Here is a 17724-nt window from a genome sequence, read left to right on the forward strand (position 1 = left end):
TCATGGTATCACGCGCCAACACCTCTTCATCCTCCGATCTGTTCGGGGGCGGGGCAGCACAGTTTTTGCCGGAAGCTGATGATCCGGCGCGTCCTCTGGCCGACAGGTTGCGTCCGGCTTCTCTCGATGATGTTGTGGGACAGGATCATCTGCTGGGAGCAGAGGGGCCGTTACGGCGGATGACCGAGAGCAGGGTCTTGTCCTCGATTATTTTGTGGGGGCCTCCGGGTACCGGAAAGACGACCATCGCCCGCCTGCTGGCGCGCTCCACCGATCTGCATTTCGAGGCTATTTCGGCGATTCAGAGTGGTGTTGCTGATCTGCGCAAGGTGTTCGAGGCGGCCCGTCAGCGCCGTGCTGCCGGAAAGGGCACGTTGCTGTTCTGTGATGAGATTCATCGCTTCAATCGTGGTCAGCAGGACGCTTTCCTGCCAGTGGTGGAGGATGGCACTGTCACACTGGTCGGGGCGACCACCGAGAATCCGTCTTTTGAACTGAACAGCGCGTTGCTGTCACGTTGCCGGGTGATGGTGCTGCGTCGGCTGGACGAGGCCGCGCTGGAGAGGCTGCTTGTGCGGGCGGAGGAAAGGATGGAACGCCCCCTTCCGGTTTCCGTGGAAGCGCGGGAGGCTCTGGTTGCCATGGCCAGTGGGGATGGGCGGTATATGCTCAATCTGGTCGAGCAGGTTTATACTTTTGCCGGTGGCAATCAGGTTCTGGACATGCAGGCGCTGGGGCATGCACTGCAACGCCGCCCGCCGGTCCATGACAAGGCCGGAGACGGTCATTACGATCTGCTGAGCTGTTTCCATAAATCCCTGCGCGGCTCCGACCCGCAGGCGGCGCTGTATTATGCGGCGCGGATGATGGTGGCGGGCGAGGCGGCTGAAACAGTGTTTCGACGGCTGGCCTGTGCGGCCTCGGAGGATGTCGGCATGGCCGATCCTCAGGCCATGGTGCAGGTGGTCAGCGCCTGGCAGGCTTTCGAGCGGATCGGCTGGCCGGAAGGGCGGTTGTTTCTGGCGCAGGCCATCAATTACGTGGCGACGGCCCCGAAATCCAATGCGTCCTATGCCTCGTTCAATGAGGCTCTGGCGCTGGCGGAAAAGACGGCGCATATGCCACCGCCCCTGCATATCCTTAATGCGCCGACGCGGATGATGAAGGAACTGGGCTACCATGCCGGGTATCAGTATGATCACGATGCACCGGATGCGTTTTCAGGGCAGGAGTTCTTCCCCGAGCCTCTTGCCGGGGGGCGCCGTCCGGAACTCTATCGCCCGCACCAGCGTGGATTCGAACGTGATATTCGCAAGCGGTTGGAATACTGGGCCGGTCTGCGAATGCAGCGCGGCGGCTGATAGCAGGTTCATGAACAGAGCATGTTGCGGGCATAGGTGCTCCGGGGGCACAACCGCTTATGCGTGCTGCGCCGTGTTTCCGCGGTCGTCAGCCCGATCAGGAATACGACGATCATGAGTGTGACGACACGGCAGGTAACGGATGATGAAGCGGATATCCGCCTTGATCGCTGGTTTCGCCGCCATTACCCGAGCCTGACGCAGGTTGCGATCCAGAAAATGTGCCGCACCGGTCAGATCAGGGTCGATGGGGCACGGGCCGAAGCGGCCACGAGACTACAGCCCGGTCAGTCGGTGCGGATTCCACCGTTGAAAGTGCCCTCCGCCGCTGAGCAGGAGGGGGAAGGGCCCCGCGCCCTCGATCCGATCCAGCAGAAGGAACTGGAATCCTGGATTTTATACAAGGACGACCATCTGATTGTCCTGAACAAGCCCTCCGGCCTGCCCAGTCAGGGTGGCCCCGGCATTACCCGTCATCTGGATGGTTTGCTCGACGGGTTGCGTTTCGGGCGGGAGGACCGGCCGCGTCTGGTGCATCGGCTGGATCGTGACACGTCTGGAGTAATCGTCATTGCTCGTTCCCCCGGTGTAGCGGCCAAGCTGGCTGCACTGTTCCGCACGCGCGAGACAGAGAAGGTCTATTGGGCCGTGGTGGCAGGCCGCCCGGTGCCGGTAGAGGGGCGTATCGACCGTCCTTTGCTGCGTCAGAACGACCGCAACGAGCCGGTTGTGTTGGCCGAGCGCAAAGATCGCGACAAGGTAACGGCGATCACCGATTACCGCACGCTTGACCATGCCGCACGGAAACTGGCCTGGCTGGAGTTGCGCCCTTTGACGGGAAGGATGCATCAACTGCGTGTGCATTGCGCGGCGATGGATGCGCCTATTCTGGGCGATGAGCGATATGGCAGCTGGCGTAACACCGATGAGCGCGGGGTTCGCAACACCGCGCTGGTGGAAGGACTGTCCCGCCGCCTGCACCTGCATGCGCGGCGGTTGAGCCTGCCGCATCCGGCGGGTGGCATTCTCTCGGTGGAGGCCGATCTGTCTCCGCATATGGCGGAGACATTCGAAACACTGGGCTTTACCGCACCGAAAGCCAAAGAGGGCCGGTTACGGTGACCGGGCCGGGCGTGACCATGGTGCCGCCCGGAGAATCGAAGCCTCCGCTCCGGCGTCGGGTGCTGAGACGGCTGCTTTATGCCGGGATTGCGGTCTCCGGTCTGGGCGTCCTGTCCATCTTGGCGGCGGGTGCGGTCTGGCTGATGCTCGATCAGGCCGTGATCCGTCATCGGATAGAGGCCAGCCTTTACAAGGTATCCGGGCATCCTGCCCATATCGAAGGACCGCTTGGCCTGGCTTTTAATCCCTGGCCTGTCCTGTTTGTCAGAGAGGTGTCGCTGGCCCAGCCGGAGGAACCGTCAGGCGTCGCCCTCCGGCATGGCTGGCCCGATCCATGGTTTCTGAGGGCGCAGGACATCACAGCCGGGATAGCGTTATGGCCTCTGCTGCATGGCCATATCACGGTTTCCAGCCTTTCTCTGGCAAGGCTTGATATCCGCATGACCCGCAATCATGCGGGTGAAGAGAACTGGATTATCAAGGGGATCAAGACTCCCTCCGCTTCTACTGCGCCGCCACCCGTGTCAGCCGCCGGAGAGGCGGTTGCACCTCACCCGAAGCGGGCTGTGCCGCCTGTTCGCGTGCTCAGAATCGGTGAAGCCAGCGTGGTTTATCATGACCTGCGCAATGGCAGCGTCTGGGCAGCTGAGAAGCTCAGGCTCCATGCCACTGAGCAACAGGGCACGATAGCACTCATACTGTCCGGTCTGGTACAGGGTGTACCCGTGCGTGCCTTGGTGGAAGGCGGATCAGTGGATGCCATGCTTGACCCCGATGAGCAGCATAGCTGGCCCCTACAGATCAATGCACAGCTTCTCCCGACACTTCATGGCAGGCTGGATAGGAATAATCCTCATCTGTCCGTGAGCGGGGTGGTTGATCACCCTCGTCACGGTCGCGGCTTTCATCTGATGGTCGTGTCGCGGGTTCTGGATGGGGCACGTCTGCTGCCGTTGAGGCACGCCATTCCCGCGCTTGACCTCCCGGTCGGGAAAAATTTGCCACCCTCGAAAATCTGGTCGGCGATTGCCGCCCTGCATGATGCCAGCCTGACATTCCGGCTCGATGATGACGCTACGGTGCAACAGGGCCTCTCACCGGTTTTCTCCGTCGTCAGACTCCATGTGGGGGATGTGCTGCCGGGGCATTGGGCGCGGCTGAAGAGGCTGGATGCGGACTGGCCGGGGGCCGAGGCCGCACTGCGTTTCTCGGCGCAGGGCCTGTACCGGAATGCCACGCTGTCCTTATTGGGGCAGGTGGGGCAGGTTCAGGCACTCTCCTCCTCTTTGCTGGCCGGGCATGGGATAGAGGGTGAGTCTGTTCCAGTGAGGCTGTCGCTGCATGCCACCTCCCCTGAGAAGCCTGCGATAGTGGGTGATCTGGATTTTCTGGGCGATGTGGTCGCGCATCCCGGCTGGCAGGGGACGTCTTTCTCCGTGACCGCTCGTGTGACGGATGTTTCCCTGCTGGCAAGGCTGACCCGAACGGCGCTGCCGGAAATTGGCCCGGTTGGTTTCCGGGGACATGTGATGGCGGAGGCCGGGGCATGGCGGCTGGAGGATGCCAGCCTGACCAGTGCTGCCGGAGATATCTCGGGCGCGGTCACATGGTCTGTCCCCGCACACGGGGCAGAAGGCAAGGCCGGTGTTTCCGGTCCGGTGCTGGGGGCGAAACTGCATTCCGCGCGTCTGGATGTAGACAGGCTGCGCCAGCCTTTTCCGGCCATTCCATCCATTCAGCCGGAGGGAGAGCCGGTCCGCGTTGATCGGCCTGCCATACTGCCTTCTGCGCCTGTTCCTGCCCCCTCTGTGCCCTCTTCTGTGCCCTCTGGGGTTGCTCCATCACGGTTATCTGAGCCGCCTTCACCGTTTTTCCCTGTCTGGCTCAAGCAGGGAGGAGGGCAGATCGACTGGGATGTGGAGATGCTTCATGCAGGTGGCATGGACTGGAGTAAAGCCATGATCGGCCTGAGTCTTGGGGCCGAAGGAATCCGTGTTCAGCCACTGCATATGAACGCGCCGGGGCAGCGGGGCCCGGTCTCGGCCATGCTGGACTGGAGGCGGGATGGTACGCTCTCCGCGACAGTGGATGCGGCTGCACTTCCGCTTGAGGCAATGGTCGCCCTGATAAAGCAGCCCGGTATGGCACGGGGAGATATCGGGATCGATGCCGCTGTGCAGGCGCATATGCAGCAGGCTGGTTGGCTGCATAATCTCAATGGCCATGCCAGTGTCTGGTCGGTGGGCAGCGTGGTCAGTGGGGCTGCGATTGATCCCGTGCTGTCCCGATTGGTCAGGCAGGCTGGTCTGCCTTTGCATCCCCGTCTGGGTGCTGATGCGGGCATTGCCTGCTTTGCCGCCCGTGCCGAGGCCCGTGATGGAATCGCCGTGCTGAGGGCATTCGCCCTGGAAACCGATCCGCTGCGTCTGTCCGCTGCGGGGTATGTGGATCTTCGTGACCAGAGATTGAAACTGTTTCTGCATCCTCTGCTGCGCTCGGGGGGAAGCGGGCTGCTGTTGCCGCTGATACTGGAGGGGCCGTTTGATCGGCCTTCCGCAAAAATGCGCGGGTCAGATGCGGTGGCGATGAGGGCGGCAATTCAGACATCTCTGACCGCGCTGGGTGTTCCCGCGTTGGCTGGGGCCGCGGATGCGGGGGCGGAGATCATGAACCGTGCCGATCAAGGCGATTGCGCGCCGGCACTGGCTGCGGCACGGGGGCAGCATGCCGGTCCTCCGGCGCCAATCCCTTCTCAGGATGGAAAAGGAAAATTATCGGTGCAGGATCTGCTGAAAGGGCTGCTGCGGTGAAGCGTTTCTGGAAAGAAGCAGCGGTGGTGGAGGACGCGGCGGAGCTGGCGGTGACCCTTGATGGCCGCCCCATGAGGTTGCCGGGCGGTGTCTCGCTTCGTTTCGCCAATCGGGCACTGGCCGAGGCGATTGCCGTGGAATGGGGGCAGGCAGGTGCACCGGGGGAGCCATTCAGCTTCGATATGGTGCCGATGACCCGCCTGGCGGGAACCGCGCAGGAGCGTGTGGCGGTTGATCCTGCAGCGTCTGTAGAGGCGCTGGTCTCTTATGGCGGTAGTGATCTGCTTTGTTACCGTGCCGATGGGCCGGAGGAACTGACAACCCGGCAGGAACGGCTTTGGCAGCCTCTGCTCGACTGGGCAGAGCAGCGATATGGTGCGCGCCTGCATGTGACCACAGGGATTATTCATGTGTCCCAGCCAGAGGCATCGCTGATCGCGTTGCGAGCCGCTCTGACGGCTTTGGACCCGGCCGCTCTGGCGGCGCTCGGGATTGTGGTCCCGGCTCTGGGCAGTCTCGTCATCGGCCTCGCCCTGGCGGAGGGGCGGCTTGATCCGCGGGAGGCACTCGAAATTGCATTACTGGATGACCTGTATCAGGAAGAGAAATGGGGTGCGGATGCCGAGGCCACCAAACGGCGTGCCCATCTCGCCGTGGATGTTGAAACCGCGATCCGTTTCCTGCGCTTGAGCGCAGGTGTGGCGGAACAGGATGGAGAAGCGGCGCAGTGAGCGCAAAGCATGTGCTGATCTCTGGTGTGGTGCAGGGTGTTGGCTATCGTGCGTGGCTGCGATCCCGTGCGGAGGCGCTTGGTCTGTCGGGATGGGTCCGCAATCGCCTTGATGGTCGGGTAGAGGCCCTGATTGCCGGGGATATCGCAGCGGTCGAGGAACTGATCCGCGCTTGCCGCACCGGCCCGTCTGCCGCACGGGTGGATATGATCGAGGAACATCTCGATACTGCCCCCACCACACCGGGCTTTGAGCAGTATCCGACTGTCTGATGCAAAAGTCTCTTTTATTCCGGAGGCGCGATGTCGCCCGCTGAGCATGCTACAAAGCATTCTGTGCCGCTGTTTCGAGACGGGCTTATCGGGCGTCGCCTGATACTGGGGGGCATTCTGGCCTCTCTGGCCGGTGCCGTCACTGGAGCTGCCCGGGCGGAGGAAAGTGATGATGCCTTGCTGGCCCGGATTGCAGCCTATCTGAATGGTATTCATACCCTGCGGGCGCGTTTCCGTCAGACTGCACCGGATGGGCAGGTGACGCAGGGAACGGTCTGGTTGGAGCGCCCGGGGCATATCCGGTTCCAGTATGATCCGCCGACACCGCTTCTGCTGGTGGCTACCAATGGGGAGGTGATTTTTCAGGATTTTCAGGTGCATCAGGTCAGCCGTATTCCACTGGACCGTACCCCGCTGAGCATTTTACTATCAGACCATATTGATTTTAACGGCGCTGTTGCTGTGCGGGAAATTTCGCGCACGCCCGGCGTAGTCCAACTTTCCGTGGTGCGGCGGACCGATCCGGGGGCCGGGCTGCTGGCCATCGTCTTTTCCGCCGATCCGCTCAAGCTGATCCAGTGGACCGTGGTTGATCCCCAGCACAAGATTACCAGAGTGGAATTGTCCAATATCCAGACGGGGATTCCCGTCGATCCGACCCTGTTCAGCCCGACCCTCATCAAGCCGCCGGGCTAAACCTGATTGGGGCCGCCGCTGAATACAGATGGCCAGCTTGTTCTGAGCGCGGCATCAAGGCGGCCCATATCCGCCTGAACTCCGAGATCGGCGAGGCTGGTAACGCCATGCTCGCTGATCCCGCAGGGGACGATGCCGGTGAAATGCTCCAGATCCGGCGCGACATTGATGGCGATACCGTGCCATGAGACCCAGCGTGTGATGCGCACACCGATCGCGGCGATCTTGTCCTCCCGGTGGCCACGTTGCACCCAGATACCAACCCTGCCGGCGCGTCTTTCCCCGATGATGCCGAATCTGGCCAACGTGATGATGATCCAATCCTCTAGCGCGGCGATATAGGCCCGCAGATCGCGCGCCGGGACGATGCCGTGCGGGTGGTTGAGGTCCAGCATTACATAGGCGATCCGCTGTCCGGGGCCGTGATAGGTCCACTGTCCCCCGCGCCCTGCCTCGAAAGTAGGGAAGCGGGTGGCATCACGCAGATCTTCGATTTTGGCCGATGTTCCGGCGGTGTAGAGCGGCGGATGTTCGACCAGCCAGACCAGACTGCGTGCTTCCCCCCGATGGATGGCCTCGGCGCGGGTGCGCATGGCGGTCAGGGCTTCTTCATAAGGAGTAAAGCCAGGTGTCACGCGCCACTCCACAGCATCTGATTGTGGGGAAACGGCGGAAAGATTTTCGTCAGATGGTGAAAAGAGTCGGGGATCAGACATTGAAGTGCTCACGGGCATCAGTTATACCCCCGCCGTTGCATGACGAAACAATTTCTTCGTCGGCAGGGGATGCGGTCGTGGCGGAATGGTAGACGCGCAAGCTTGAGGTGCTTGTGGGGGAAACCCCGTGGAAGTTCGAGTCTTCTCGACCGCACCATTCAAAACCGGGCAGTGGCCCGGTTTTTTTTTGTTGAGCCTTTGCTTTCAGGAAGTGGTCGGGCATCTTTTGGTGCTGCTGCGCGGGTTTGCTATATCCGTCAGCCACATGCCGTGCCGGAGTCTCCATGCGTTCCCGTTTCTTTTTGCGCGTGCTTCTGGCCGTGATTCTTCTGGCCGCCACGGCTTCATTTTTTCCGGCCTGCGCAGGGGATGGGATGACTGCCCATGTGCCGCTTTTTGCGTTGCGGCCAGACCATTTGCCCATGATCGCCAGCGTCTCTGTCGGGGGAGGGCCGTCCTCACCGGTCTCGCTTGATACAGGCTCGGCCGGTCTTTACGTGCCTGAGCGGGATATCGGCCCCGGCACCGTTGCGACGGGGGAGGTCGTTCATCAGGGCTATGCTGACGGCACAAGGCTGGAGGGATATGTGGCCCTCGCCACGGTTCGTTTTACGGATGCGGATCGCACGCTTTCCACTCCGGCCCCGATCAGGGTGGGGGTCATTACCCGTGTTTATTGTGCACAGGACCGACCGAACTGCCCCGGCTCCATCGACAAGCCGGGGGTGATGGGTATCAGCCTGGCCACACGACGTCATGTGGTCAGCCCGTTGGCACAGATGGGGCCTTATTCCACCGGGTATATTATCGATTCCAGACTCGGTCATGACCCGGTCCTGACTGTAGGGCTGACGGAGAATAATATACGCGGTTTCACCTTCGCTCCTCTTCGTTCGTTTCAGAGCGGGCCAGATCACCTTCCTTCGTGGGACGGAGAATCTGTCTCGGCATGTTTCGCGATTGATGGCATCAGGGTGGGGTGTCAGGAAACCGTGTTCGATTCCGGTAGTACCGTGACTCTTTTCAGCCCCGGTTCAAGCGATATTCCCTTGACCCGGCATCATCGTCTGCCACCGGGTCATGTCTTTGTGATCGATGTGCCGGATGTGTTGCATTTCGCAGTGCGTACCGACCGCACTACGGTCATCGTCCCCAAAGATGTTGAGCACGCGAATAGCGGAACGCTGCTGTATCGTTATTTTGCTGTTGCATTCGATTCACTGCGGGGGAGGGTGGGATTCTTCGGACATCAGGAGAACCGCTGATTGCTTTTCGCGGAAGGATGTTGCGTCGAAGGGCAGCTGATGAGAGGTATTTTAATGCAACCCTCTTCCATCAGATACACTTCATAAGGTTGTGCCTTATCCTTGCCCTCTTTTTGGGGCATGTGGAAGCTGTCACGAACGCAGCGTGAAATGCGTCTATAAAGAAGGGACATGCCATGAATAAACCGTTGCGCAAGGCGGTTTTACCGGTGGCCGGATTAGGCACCCGGTTTTTGCCCGCCACAAAGGCAACGGCGAAGGAAATGCTGCCCGTTGTCGACAAACCGCTGATTCAATACGCGGTGGACGAGGCGAGGGCCGCGGGGATCGAGCAGTTCTGCATGGTCACTGGCCGTGGCAAGACTGCCATCGTTGAGCATTTCGATGTCGCATATGAGCTTGAGTCTACATTGCGGGAGCGTAACAAGGATGATGCGCTGAAATTGCTGGAAGATACCCAGCTTTTGCCCGGCTCCATCGTTACGGTGCGCCAGCAGGAGCCGCTGGGTCTGGGTCATGCAATCTGGTGCGCCCGTGCCTTCATCGGGGATGATCCGTTTGCGATCCTTCTGCCTGACGATCTGGTTCTGTCAGAAACACCCTGCCTGAAGCAGTTGGCCGATGCCTATCAGGAAACCGGCGGTAATGTGGTTGCAGTGGCGGAAGTGCCCAGAGAGCAGACCAACCGCTATGGTATCCTCAAGATTGGCGAAGATGATGGCCGCATGGTCGAGGTGACCGGCCTGGTCGAGAAGCCGAAGCCGGAGGAAGCGCCATCCAACCTCTCCATCATCGGTCGCTATGTACTGCGCCCCGAGGTGATCGCCGAACTGGCACGTATGGAGCGCGGGGCTGGTAACGAGGTACAGCTGACCGATGCCATGGCACGTCTGATTGGCAGAATGCCGTTCCACGGCCTGCGTTATGAGGGACGCCGTTTTGATTGCGGCGACAAGGCAGGATTCCTGGAGGCACAGATCGCTTTTGCTCTGAAGCGCCCCGATCTCGCTCCGGCGGTCAGGGCATTCCTGAAAGACTATGTATAATTTGGACGTTGCCCGGCTGGTCTTCTGTGGAACAGCCGGTTTTTTCTGAGGTGCTTTTTTGATCAAGCCTCTGGACGCTCATCCGTTCATGGCGAAGAATCACCGGACCATATAGCAAGCCAGCAGATGCGGTGTACTGCCACACAGTACAGTGTAGTGCGCCGTATCAGGGAGAATGAGCGGACCATGGCCTTTACGCACCAATTCGATCCGACCTCTTTGCGTGAATACGATATTCGCGGCATCGTGGGCCGCACGTTGCACCCCGCTGACGCTTTTGCCATCGGGCGGGTATTCGGAACCATCGTCGCGCGTGCGGGCGGCAGCACGGTGGCGGTCGGCTATGATGGTCGTCTCTCTTCGCCGGAGCTGGAGCCTGCTCTGGTGGAGGGGCTGAAGAAAAGCGGCATGGATGTCATCCGCATTGGCCGTGGCCCGACCCCGATGCTGTATTTCGCGGCGACGACGCTGGAAACCGACGGTGCCATCATGGTGACCGGCAGCCACAATCCGCCGGACTATAACGGCTTCAAGATGATGCTGGGCCGCAAGCCGTTTTTTGGCAAGCAGATTGCCGAACTGGGGGCCATGGCGGCGCGTGGCGATGTGGTCGATGAAGCCAGCGGCAGCGATCGGGCGGAGGATGTGTCCGCCGCCTATGTGGCCCGTCTGATTTCCGATTGGGATGGCGGTGATCACCTGCTGAATGTGGTGTGGGATAACGGCAATGGTGCAGCAGGCGAGGTGTTGCAAAAGCTTGTACCCAGCCTGCCGGGGCATCATGAAATCCTCAATGGTGAGATTGATGGCACTTTCCCGGCCCATCATCCCGACCCCACCGTGCCGAAGAACCTTCAGCAGCTGATCAGCGCGGTTCGCAGCAAAGGGGCTGATCTTGGTATCGCCTTCGATGGGGATGCGGACCGTATCGGTGTGGTGGATGATACCGGAGAGATCCTGTTCGGCGATCAGCTTCTGGTGGTGCTGGCAAGGGATGTGCTGAAGCAGCATCCGGGTGGCACCATCATCGCCGATGTGAAGGCGAGTCAGGTTCTGTTTGACGAAGTGGCCAAGGCTGGTGGCACGCCGCTGATGTGGAAAACAGGCCATTCACTGATCAAGGCGAAAATGGCGGAAACCGGTGCCCCTCTGGCGGGGGAGATGTCCGGCCATATTTTCTTTGCCGATCGGTGGTATGGGTTTGACGACGCGCTGTATGCTGCTGTCCGCCTGCTGGGCATTATCGCGCGGATGGATGGCAAGTTGTCTGCCGTCCGCAGTGCATTGCCGCAGGTGATCAACACGCCGGAGCTGCGCTTCAACTGCGACGATACCCGCAAATTCGGCGTGATCGAGGAAGTCGCTGCCCGTCTGCGTCAGGACGGCGCCAATGTCGCGGAAACCGATGGTGTGCGGGTGCTGACGGAGGATGGCTGGTGGCTGCTGCGTGCCTCCAACACGCAGGCAGTGCTGGTGGCGCGTGCAGAGGCAACCAGTGAGGCAGGGCTGGAACGGCTGAAGGCCGCACTGGTCTCCCAGCTTGAGCAGAGCGGACTGGCGGCACCGGATTTTTCCGGTGAGAACGCCGGTCATTGAGTTGAACAAAGGCCGGGCTGCATGATGAGCAGAGCGTTTTCCTCCTATCTGGAGCCCGGCCAGTATGTCCGCCATCCGCAGCAGCCTGATTGGGGGTTGGGGCAGGTCCAGTCCGCCATTGGGGAGCGGGTGACGGTGCATTTCGAACATGCGGGCAAAGTGCTGATCAATGCCCGCATCATCTCGCTTCTGGTGGTGGATGACCCTTCCGCTGTGTCATGACAGAGCATCTTTGTGACAGGCTTCTCTTGACGCTTGTATGGGGACGGTCGATCTAGAGAGGGTGATGAACACTGCATCGCCCATCCAGCGCTGGACCATGCTGCCATGATCGACCCGTTCGGGCGCGCTATTACCTATCTGCGGGTTTCCGTCACTGACCGCTGTGACCTGCGCTGTACCTATTGCATGGCAGAGGACATGACCTTCCTCCCCAAGCGGGATGTGCTGACGCTGGAGGAGCTGGACCGGCTTTGCCGTGTGTTCATTGACCTTGGGGTGCGGAAACTGCGGCTGACCGGCGGAGAGCCGTTGGTGCGTCGGGATGTCATGCAGTTGATTTCCCGCCTCGGACAGCATCTGGAGCATCGTGGTGGGCAGGGGCTGGAGGAGCTGACTCTGACCACCAATGGGACACAGCTGGCTCGTCATGCGGAGGCTCTGGCGGCGGCGGGGATGAGGCGGATCAATGTCAGCCTTGATACGCTCGACCCGGAGATCTTTCGCTCGATTACACGACGAGGGCAGCTGGAAACGGTGCTGGACGGGATTTTTGCCGCTCGGGCCGCTGGTCTGGCGGTGAAGATCAACGCGGTTGCGCTCAAGGGGCTGAACGACCATGAGTTCGACCGCATGCTGGGATGGTGCGGTGAACATGGCTTCGATCTCTGCCTGATCGAGACCATGCCGATGGGCGAAATCGATGAGGACCGCACCGATCGCTATCTGCCGCTTTCTCTGGTACGCTCCCGGCTGCGGGAGCATTGGACGCTTCAGGAAACCGATTATCGCACAGGTGGCCCGGCCCGATATTTCGCGGTGCAGGAAACCGGGCGCAGAATCGGCTTTATTACGCCGATGACGCATAATTTCTGCGAAAGCTGCAATCGGGTGCGGCTGACCTGCACCGGCACGCTCTATATGTGCCTCGGTCAGGATGATGCGGCTGATCTGCGCCGTCCCTTGCGGGAGGGGGCGGATAATGCCGCCCTGCGTCAGGCTGTGCAGGAGGCGATCATCCGCAAACCGAAAGGCCATGATTTCATCATTGACCGCCGTACGCATACGCCCTCTGTCGGCCGGCATATGAGTGTGACGGGCGGCTGAAACCGTGGTGTTCAGCCCGGCTCTATCGGGGGGGTGCCGAGAATATCGGCCAGACTGATCTGACCGCTGCCGCGTCGTGCCGGTTTTGGCTGACTGTCGGCGGGGCCCCATCCGGTCAGCATTGCCAGACGCAGCCTTGCCTGCATATGGGGCTGCCCTTCCTGCGTCAGGTGCGACAAAGCGAGCGGAAACAGTGAAAATGGCGGTATGCTGCGATCACGCAGCCTCACTGCATTGGTCTCCCCGGCGGCGCGCAGATCGTGCAGCAGCGCCATCGGGGTCTTGTAGAGCAGTGTCACCTCATCCTGATCGGCGACAGGAAGGGCAAACCCCGCTCGCTGCAACAGAGCGGCACCGTCCTGCAAGGTGGCGAAAGGGGCGACGCGCGGTGAGGCGCCGCCAGTCAGGCTGTCTTCCGAACGGCTCAGCGCCTCCCGCAGCGTATCGAGCGTGCCGAGCACCGGCATGCTGGCCAAAAACAGCCCATCCGGTTTCAGGGCCTGCCTGATCTGCACCAGCGCTCCGGGAAGATCATTGATCCAGTGCAGCGACATGCTCGCGACAATCAGATCGAACGAGGCCGGGGCGAAAGGTAACCATTCTTCATCTGCCGCGACGCAGGGCGTGCCGGACAGGGAAGCCATGGAGGGTGACATGTCACAACTGATGGTATGGATCCCGCGTGCCCGCAACAGAGGGGCGATGCGGCCCCGCCCGCCTATGTCCAGCGCATGGCTGAAAGGGCGAGTGACATCGTCCAGCCGGTCCAGCAGACGACCCGCCAACTCATCCAGTACATCGGCGACTGACGTGATGCCATGCCGTGCGGCCCGATCCCGGTGCAGACGGACGGCATGGCGGTCGAATATAAGGATGTCATCGGACATGGCACCCAGCATAAGCCGAGTTGGCCGTTCAGGAAATGCTGCCTCAGAATGTTGAAATGGTTCCCTGAATCAGGCCCCCAATAGCTCCAACCGTCGTGCGGGCAATGGCGGAGACCAGATTGAAAACGCTTCTGATCAGACCGGGCTGATCCGGTGCGCGGGTAATCTGTTCCTGAGTCTGGGTCAGCAGATTGCCCCAGCTATCAATATAGCGGTTGAAATCCTCTGGATTGGCCGAGGAGCCATCGAGACCAACGACATGAAGCCCGGTATTATCGGGGATGACCATCAGCAGAAACGGTCCGTTGCCCTGCAAATGTCCTTCTGTCAACTTCAGGGCGCTGATGATGCGGGCCGCACGGGCATGATCATAGGTTCCTGTCAGGAAATCGCAGTCGGCGGCGCGGTCGGCTGGAACCTCCGGCATCTGTATCAGCCAGCGTGTCAGAATAAGGTTGGGGGCCACGACAGAGGCGGCATTGGCTGCCTGGGCCGTCGGCAGGCGGCTGGTAAAAGCCTGGCAGAAGCTGCGGTTACGGTTGAGATCACCTGGTTTCAAAATCACCACTGCGGTCGGCATCGGCACAAGATAAGGTCGAAGGTCCGGCGAGTTGTGTTGCAAAAACCGTCTTGGCGGATGTCGGTCGCTCAGCGCTGGAGGGGGATGAGCCGTTGACCCCGTTTGCTCCCGGCGCAGAACAGGCGGCCAGAAAGGTGATCAGCAGAAGAGAAGGAATATGCCTGACATATCGCATTGGTTTTGCGCTCATAAACACATGATAAAAATAATAACGATTTCATTATAATATATTTGTGGTCAGGCCCAAAATCTTTTGAAATAATTTTTAAAATCAACAAGATAATACCGTTTTTCGAATGTTTTGATCATTCGGTTTGTGCGGTATCACGGCGGTGGTCTACACTTATCCCTCATTGCCCGGAGAAATGGACGGCTGGCTGCGTATTCCCTTCCACGCGGCAGGCCATTCGTCGGTGGCAGACGATGAGCGCTTTTATCGCCCAAAAAGACGAATCGGAACGATTATTCCTGGAACGATCGTTCTGACGTGGGCTTCTGTACGGCATGGACCTGAAAGAGGTCATGGCGGTCAATGTGCGTCGGGTGCGTCATGCCAGAGAGATGACGCAGGAAGAACTGGCAGACCGCGCTGGCCTGAGTACCCGGTATATTGGTGCGGTCGAGCGCGCGGACGTGTCGGCGAGCATCACGGTGTTGGGTCAGATCGCTGAGGCGCTGGGTGTCGAGCCAGGCATATTGCTGACGGCATCCCTCTGCCTTGGCTGATTTTTCCATCCATGCCGCGAGAGCGAGCGGGTTCCTGACCGCTATGCCTGCTCTGATGCGTTCGGCAGGGTTGCATCTGCTGAACTGGCTGATCCCTCCGACATGCCCGGTCTGTCATGCCGAAACTTCCATGACGGGGCCGGATGGCCTGTCCAGTCTGCTCTGCGCTTCCTGCTTCACCGCACTGAATTTCATCGTGCCGCCGGTCTGCCAGTGTTGTGGACGTCCGATGGATGCGGCGGAGGGCATTGCACCGGATGGTGTGTGCGAGGTTTGCCGGATCAAACCTCCGCGGTTCCGTCATGCACGTGCGGCGCTGCTGTATGATGATGGATCACGCCGGATCATTCTGCCGTTCAAGCATGCTGATCGCATGGCGCATGCCTCTTTGCTGGCGCGTTGGATGGCGGATTCCGGGGGTGATCTGCTGCGGCAGGCGGACTGGCTGGTACCGGTTCCGCTGCATCCCTCCCGTCTGCGGCAAAGGCGCTACAACCAGTCGGCTCTGTTGTGTCGGGCGCTGTCACGTCTGACCGGCGTGCCTGCCATGCTGGACGGATTGCAGCGTATTCGCCGTACGCCGAGCCTCGGCACACTGACCGCCAGGCAAAGGCAACAGATGATGCGGGGAGCCATTCAGGCACGGCTCACTAGAAGACAGAAGCTGCATGCAGCCCGAATCGTCGTCGTGGATGATGTGATGACCAGCGGTGCGACCGTTTCTGCCTGTGCCAGGGCACTCTATGCGGCAGGGGCTGCTTCCGTTGATGTTCTGACTGCGGCGCGGGTGGAGTTGCCGGATGAAATACCCTTGTCAGGACAGGCCAAAACCCCGATGTGATGGGGCCTGCTTCTGTTTCCCCTGATACAGTCAAGGAAGACAAGACCGTTGATCGAAATCTATACGCAGCCTTACTGCCCATATTGCTCGCGCGCGCTTGCCTTGCTGGAGAGGAAGCAGGTGCCTTTCAAGGAAATTCAGGCCCTTCCCGGCTCTCCCGCACGGGCGGAGGCAAAGCAGCGTTCTGGCGGTCGCACCAGCGTGCCACAGATCTTCATAGGGGGGCGTCATATCGGCGGCTGTGATGACATGATGGCGCTGGAAGCGGCCGGAGAGCTGGACCCCTTATTGCAAGCTGCCTAAGGCTGCATAAGCTGGTTTTTCACCCCTGGTCCAGTTTGATGGCCGCCTCTGGAAACCGGGAAGAATGCAGGCGGTGGCCGGGTTAAACGCGGAATGATACATTATTGCGTCCAGTGCCGGCATGGGCACAGCTTCGACGGATGGTTCGCCAGCAGCAGCGCCTTTGACCGTCAGGTTGAGGCTGGTCTGATCGAATGTCCTGTCTGCGGTGATACGCAGGTAGAGCGTGGCCTGATGACGCCCTCATTGGGTCGTAAAGGCAATATGTTACCCGATCACGTGCCTGTCGCCCCACCCCCTGCTTCGGCACCGGATGGTCCGGTACAGGCTGTGTCCGTGCCCACGCCTGCAACGGCTCCTGCCATAGGCGTTCCTGCCCAGTTGCGGGCGGCCTTGCAGGCTCTGCGGGCGCAGGTGGAAAAGCATTGCGACCCTGTGGGGGAGAAGTTTGCCGAGGAAGCCCTGCGTATCCATCGTGGCGAGGCAGAGGCACGCGGCATTTACGGTCAGGCCACGGCCGAGGAAGCGGAGATGCTTCAGGATGAAGGTGTTTCCTTTGCCGCCATTCCCTGGGTTCCCCGCTCCGATAGCTGAGCTAACGATCTCTTTGCGCGGCGATGATGTAGTTGATGGACAAATCCCGGCTGATCGTCCAGCGCCCCCGCAGCGGCCGGAAGCTCAGCCCGGCACTGTCGAGGGGACGCAGACCCGTCTGACGCAGCAGGCTGGTCAGCTCGTGTGGAGCAATGAAGCGCTGCCAGTCATGCGTGCCGACCGGCAGCCAGTGCAGCAGATATTCTGCCCCGAGCTTCGCCACCGTCCATGACCGCACAGTACGGTTCAGGGTGGAGATGAAAACCCGCCCGCCCGGTTCCAGCAGATCGTGCAGCAGTGACAGGAAGGCTGCGGGATCGGGCACATGCTCGATCACTTCCAGCGCGGTGATGGCGCGGAAGTGCTGCCCCTCGGACAGTAATTCTTCAGCGGTTCCGGCGCGGTAGGACAGGTTCAGCCCGGAAGAAAGGCCGGCATGTTCCTGTGCCGCCGCAACGGCTTCAGCCGCGGCATCCAGCCCTAAAACCCTGTAGCCCTGATGGGCCAGCGCTTCGGCGGCGAGGCCCGCGCCACACCCCACATCCAGAATGGTGGCATCTTGCATGGCGGACTGATCCGGCAGGCGCCCGGTCACCCAGCCGATCCGCGCCGGGTTCATCATATGCAGCGGTCGCATCGGGCCATACGGATCCCACCAGCGGGAAGCCAGCGCATCGAAGCGGGAGACCTCTTCCTCTGAGACATTCGCTGCCGGAGCATGAGCGGCATGTCTGTCATGCGAATCGACCTCGGCCATCACTCTCTCCTTCGTGCGGGACAGGTTGCCCCCGCTGCGTGTCATCGTTATGTGTCTGCCCGCGCGCCGGGAGGCAACCCGCCTGTGACGGGATT

General features: G+C 60.7%; 19 protein-coding genes and 1 tRNA gene. 16 read left to right on the top strand and 4 right to left on the bottom strand.

Going from position 1 to position 17724, the window contains the following annotated elements:
- Nucleotides 1–2 precede the first annotated feature (2 nt).
- From GbCGDNIH6_RS03025 to GbCGDNIH6_RS03050, 6 genes are all read left to right on the top strand, one after another.
- Complete coding sequence (locus tag GbCGDNIH6_RS03025) at nucleotides 3–1361, top strand: replication-associated recombination protein A (protein WP_198355797.1); 1359 nt, start codon at nucleotides 3–5, stop codon at nucleotides 1359–1361.
- Nucleotides 1362–1475: 114 nt separating this feature from the next.
- The gene (locus tag GbCGDNIH6_RS03030; protein WP_072562797.1) at nucleotides 1476–2483 is read left to right on the top strand and encodes an RluA family pseudouridine synthase; all 1008 of its coding nucleotides are present in this window, start codon (nucleotides 1476–1478) and stop codon (nucleotides 2481–2483) included.
- On the top strand, nucleotides 2480–5293 hold the full coding sequence (locus tag GbCGDNIH6_RS03035) for an AsmA family protein (protein WP_072562798.1): 2814 nt from the start codon (nucleotides 2480–2482) through the stop codon (nucleotides 5291–5293). Before GbCGDNIH6_RS03030 ends, GbCGDNIH6_RS03035 begins: the two co-directional genes overlap by 4 nt.
- Nucleotides 5290–6024, top strand: coding sequence for an ATP12 family chaperone protein (locus tag GbCGDNIH6_RS03040; RefSeq protein ID WP_072562799.1), 735 nt, complete (start codon nucleotides 5290–5292; stop codon nucleotides 6022–6024). Before GbCGDNIH6_RS03035 ends, GbCGDNIH6_RS03040 begins: the two co-directional genes overlap by 4 nt.
- On the top strand, nucleotides 6021–6296 hold the full coding sequence (locus tag GbCGDNIH6_RS03045) for an acylphosphatase (protein ID WP_072562800.1): 276 nt from the start codon (nucleotides 6021–6023) through the stop codon (nucleotides 6294–6296). The genes GbCGDNIH6_RS03040 and GbCGDNIH6_RS03045 overlap by 4 nt, the downstream gene beginning before the upstream one ends.
- 30 nt (nucleotides 6297–6326) lie before the next feature.
- Entirely contained in the window at nucleotides 6327–6992 is a 666-nt protein-coding gene (locus GbCGDNIH6_RS03050) for a LolA family protein (RefSeq protein WP_081369931.1), read from the top strand.
- On the opposite strand, the gene lipB is transcribed toward GbCGDNIH6_RS03050, so the two are convergent.
- Nucleotides 6989–7708, bottom strand: a complete 720-nt coding sequence (gene lipB / locus GbCGDNIH6_RS03055; protein WP_072562801.1) for a lipoyl(octanoyl) transferase LipB — start codon at nucleotides 7706–7708, stop codon at nucleotides 6989–6991. The two genes, GbCGDNIH6_RS03050 and lipB, sit on opposite strands and share 4 nt — an antisense overlap.
- 71 nt (nucleotides 7709–7779) lie before the next feature.
- Between lipB and GbCGDNIH6_RS03060 the strand changes: the two genes are divergently transcribed.
- The 6 genes from GbCGDNIH6_RS03060 to moaA all read left to right on the top strand — a co-directional run bounded on the left by GbCGDNIH6_RS03060 (nucleotide 7780) and on the right by moaA (nucleotide 12941).
- Nucleotides 7780–7865, top strand: a tRNA-Leu gene (locus GbCGDNIH6_RS03060).
- Between the two features lie 127 nt (nucleotides 7866–7992).
- Nucleotides 7993–8973 carry a hypothetical protein gene (locus GbCGDNIH6_RS03065; protein ID WP_072562802.1) on the top strand — a complete coding sequence of 327 codons (981 nt, stop codon included), beginning with the start codon at nucleotides 7993–7995 and terminating at the stop codon, nucleotides 8971–8973.
- 176 nt (nucleotides 8974–9149) lie between these two features.
- Complete coding sequence (gene galU / locus GbCGDNIH6_RS03070) at nucleotides 9150–10019, top strand: UTP--glucose-1-phosphate uridylyltransferase GalU (RefSeq protein WP_072562803.1); 870 nt, start codon at nucleotides 9150–9152, stop codon at nucleotides 10017–10019.
- A gap of 186 nt (nucleotides 10020–10205) precedes the next feature.
- Nucleotides 10206–11615, top strand: a complete 1410-nt coding sequence (gene pgmG / locus GbCGDNIH6_RS03075; RefSeq protein WP_072562804.1) for a phosphoglucomutase/phosphomannomutase PgmG — start codon at nucleotides 10206–10208, stop codon at nucleotides 11613–11615.
- Between the two features lie 24 nt (nucleotides 11616–11639).
- Nucleotides 11640–11837 carry a DUF3553 domain-containing protein gene (locus tag GbCGDNIH6_RS03080; protein ID WP_072564291.1) on the top strand — a complete coding sequence of 66 codons (198 nt, stop codon included), beginning with the start codon at nucleotides 11640–11642 and terminating at the stop codon, nucleotides 11835–11837.
- A 105-nt stretch (nucleotides 11838–11942) separates the two neighbouring features.
- Entirely contained in the window at nucleotides 11943–12941 is a 999-nt protein-coding gene (gene moaA, locus GbCGDNIH6_RS03085; RefSeq protein WP_232449929.1) for a GTP 3',8-cyclase MoaA, read from the top strand.
- A gap of 11 nt (nucleotides 12942–12952) precedes the next feature.
- On the opposite strand, the gene GbCGDNIH6_RS03090 is transcribed toward moaA, so the two are convergent.
- Both GbCGDNIH6_RS03090 and GbCGDNIH6_RS03095 read right to left on the bottom strand, forming a co-directional pair.
- Nucleotides 12953–13828, bottom strand: a complete 876-nt coding sequence (locus tag GbCGDNIH6_RS03090; RefSeq protein WP_232449931.1) for a methyltransferase domain-containing protein — start codon at nucleotides 13826–13828, stop codon at nucleotides 12953–12955.
- 43 nt (nucleotides 13829–13871) lie between these two features.
- Nucleotides 13872–14414, bottom strand: coding sequence for a hypothetical protein (locus GbCGDNIH6_RS03095; RefSeq protein WP_157692307.1), 543 nt, complete (start codon nucleotides 14412–14414; stop codon nucleotides 13872–13874).
- Nucleotides 14415–14912: 498 nt separating this feature from the next.
- On the opposite strand from GbCGDNIH6_RS03095, the gene GbCGDNIH6_RS03100 reads away from it, so the two are divergent.
- From GbCGDNIH6_RS03100 to GbCGDNIH6_RS03115, 4 genes are all read left to right on the top strand, one after another.
- Nucleotides 14913–15134, top strand: a complete 222-nt coding sequence (locus GbCGDNIH6_RS03100; protein WP_025286113.1) for a helix-turn-helix domain-containing protein — start codon at nucleotides 14913–14915, stop codon at nucleotides 15132–15134.
- Nucleotides 15127–15975 carry a ComF family protein gene (locus GbCGDNIH6_RS03105; RefSeq protein ID WP_051496844.1) on the top strand — a complete coding sequence of 283 codons (849 nt, stop codon included), beginning with the start codon at nucleotides 15127–15129 and terminating at the stop codon, nucleotides 15973–15975. The genes GbCGDNIH6_RS03100 and GbCGDNIH6_RS03105 overlap by 8 nt, the downstream gene beginning before the upstream one ends.
- A 48-nt stretch (nucleotides 15976–16023) precedes the next feature.
- The gene (gene grxC / locus GbCGDNIH6_RS03110; RefSeq protein ID WP_025286115.1) at nucleotides 16024–16278 is read left to right on the top strand and encodes a glutaredoxin 3; all 255 of its coding nucleotides are present in this window, start codon (nucleotides 16024–16026) and stop codon (nucleotides 16276–16278) included.
- A 93-nt stretch (nucleotides 16279–16371) separates the two neighbouring features.
- Nucleotides 16372–16872, top strand: coding sequence for a DUF1178 family protein (locus GbCGDNIH6_RS03115; protein WP_025286116.1), 501 nt, complete (start codon nucleotides 16372–16374; stop codon nucleotides 16870–16872).
- 1 nt (nucleotide 16873) lies between these two features.
- Here GbCGDNIH6_RS03115 and ubiG read toward each other — a convergent pair whose 3' ends face one another.
- Nucleotides 16874–17629 (bottom strand): bifunctional 2-polyprenyl-6-hydroxyphenol methylase/3-demethylubiquinol 3-O-methyltransferase UbiG, encoded by a 756-nt coding sequence (ubiG, locus tag GbCGDNIH6_RS03120; RefSeq protein WP_072562807.1) that lies wholly within the window; start codon nucleotides 17627–17629, stop codon nucleotides 16874–16876.
- Nucleotides 17630–17724: the final 95 nt, after the last annotated feature.

This window comes from Granulibacter bethesdensis, from assembly GCF_001889525.1.
GTDB lineage: Bacteria > Pseudomonadota > Alphaproteobacteria > Acetobacterales > Acetobacteraceae > Granulibacter > Granulibacter bethesdensis_C.

Bases quoted from the DNA above. Each gene is read 5' to 3' on its own strand.
- moaA (WP_232449929.1), top strand. From the start codon at position 11,943: ATGATCGACCCGTTCGGGCGCGCTATTACCTATCTGCGGGTTTCCGTC.
- GbCGDNIH6_RS03115 (WP_025286116.1), top strand. From the start codon at position 16,372: ATGATACATTATTGCGTCCAGTGCCGGCATGGGCACAGCTTCGACGGA.
- GbCGDNIH6_RS03065 (WP_072562802.1), top strand. From the start codon at position 7,993: ATGCGTTCCCGTTTCTTTTTGCGCGTGCTTCTGGCCGTGATTCTTCTG.
- lipB (WP_072562801.1), bottom strand. From the start codon at position 7,708: ATGTCTGATCCCCGACTCTTTTCACCATCTGACGAAAATCTTTCCGCC.
- GbCGDNIH6_RS03080 (WP_072564291.1), top strand. From the start codon at position 11,640: ATGAGCAGAGCGTTTTCCTCCTATCTGGAGCCCGGCCAGTATGTCCGC.
- ubiG (WP_072562807.1), bottom strand. From the start codon at position 17,629: ATGGCCGAGGTCGATTCGCATGACAGACATGCCGCTCATGCTCCGGCA.
- pgmG (WP_072562804.1), top strand. From the start codon at position 10,206: ATGGCCTTTACGCACCAATTCGATCCGACCTCTTTGCGTGAATACGAT.
- GbCGDNIH6_RS03030 (WP_072562797.1), top strand. From the start codon at position 1,476: ATGAGTGTGACGACACGGCAGGTAACGGATGATGAAGCGGATATCCGC.
- GbCGDNIH6_RS03100 (WP_025286113.1), top strand. From the start codon at position 14,913: ATGGACCTGAAAGAGGTCATGGCGGTCAATGTGCGTCGGGTGCGTCAT.
- GbCGDNIH6_RS03090 (WP_232449931.1), bottom strand. From the start codon at position 13,828: ATGTCCGATGACATCCTTATATTCGACCGCCATGCCGTCCGTCTGCAC.
- GbCGDNIH6_RS03025 (WP_198355797.1), top strand. From the start codon at position 3: ATGGTATCACGCGCCAACACCTCTTCATCCTCCGATCTGTTCGGGGGC.
- galU (WP_072562803.1), top strand. From the start codon at position 9,150: ATGAATAAACCGTTGCGCAAGGCGGTTTTACCGGTGGCCGGATTAGGC.
- GbCGDNIH6_RS03050 (WP_081369931.1), top strand. From the start codon at position 6,327: ATGTCGCCCGCTGAGCATGCTACAAAGCATTCTGTGCCGCTGTTTCGA.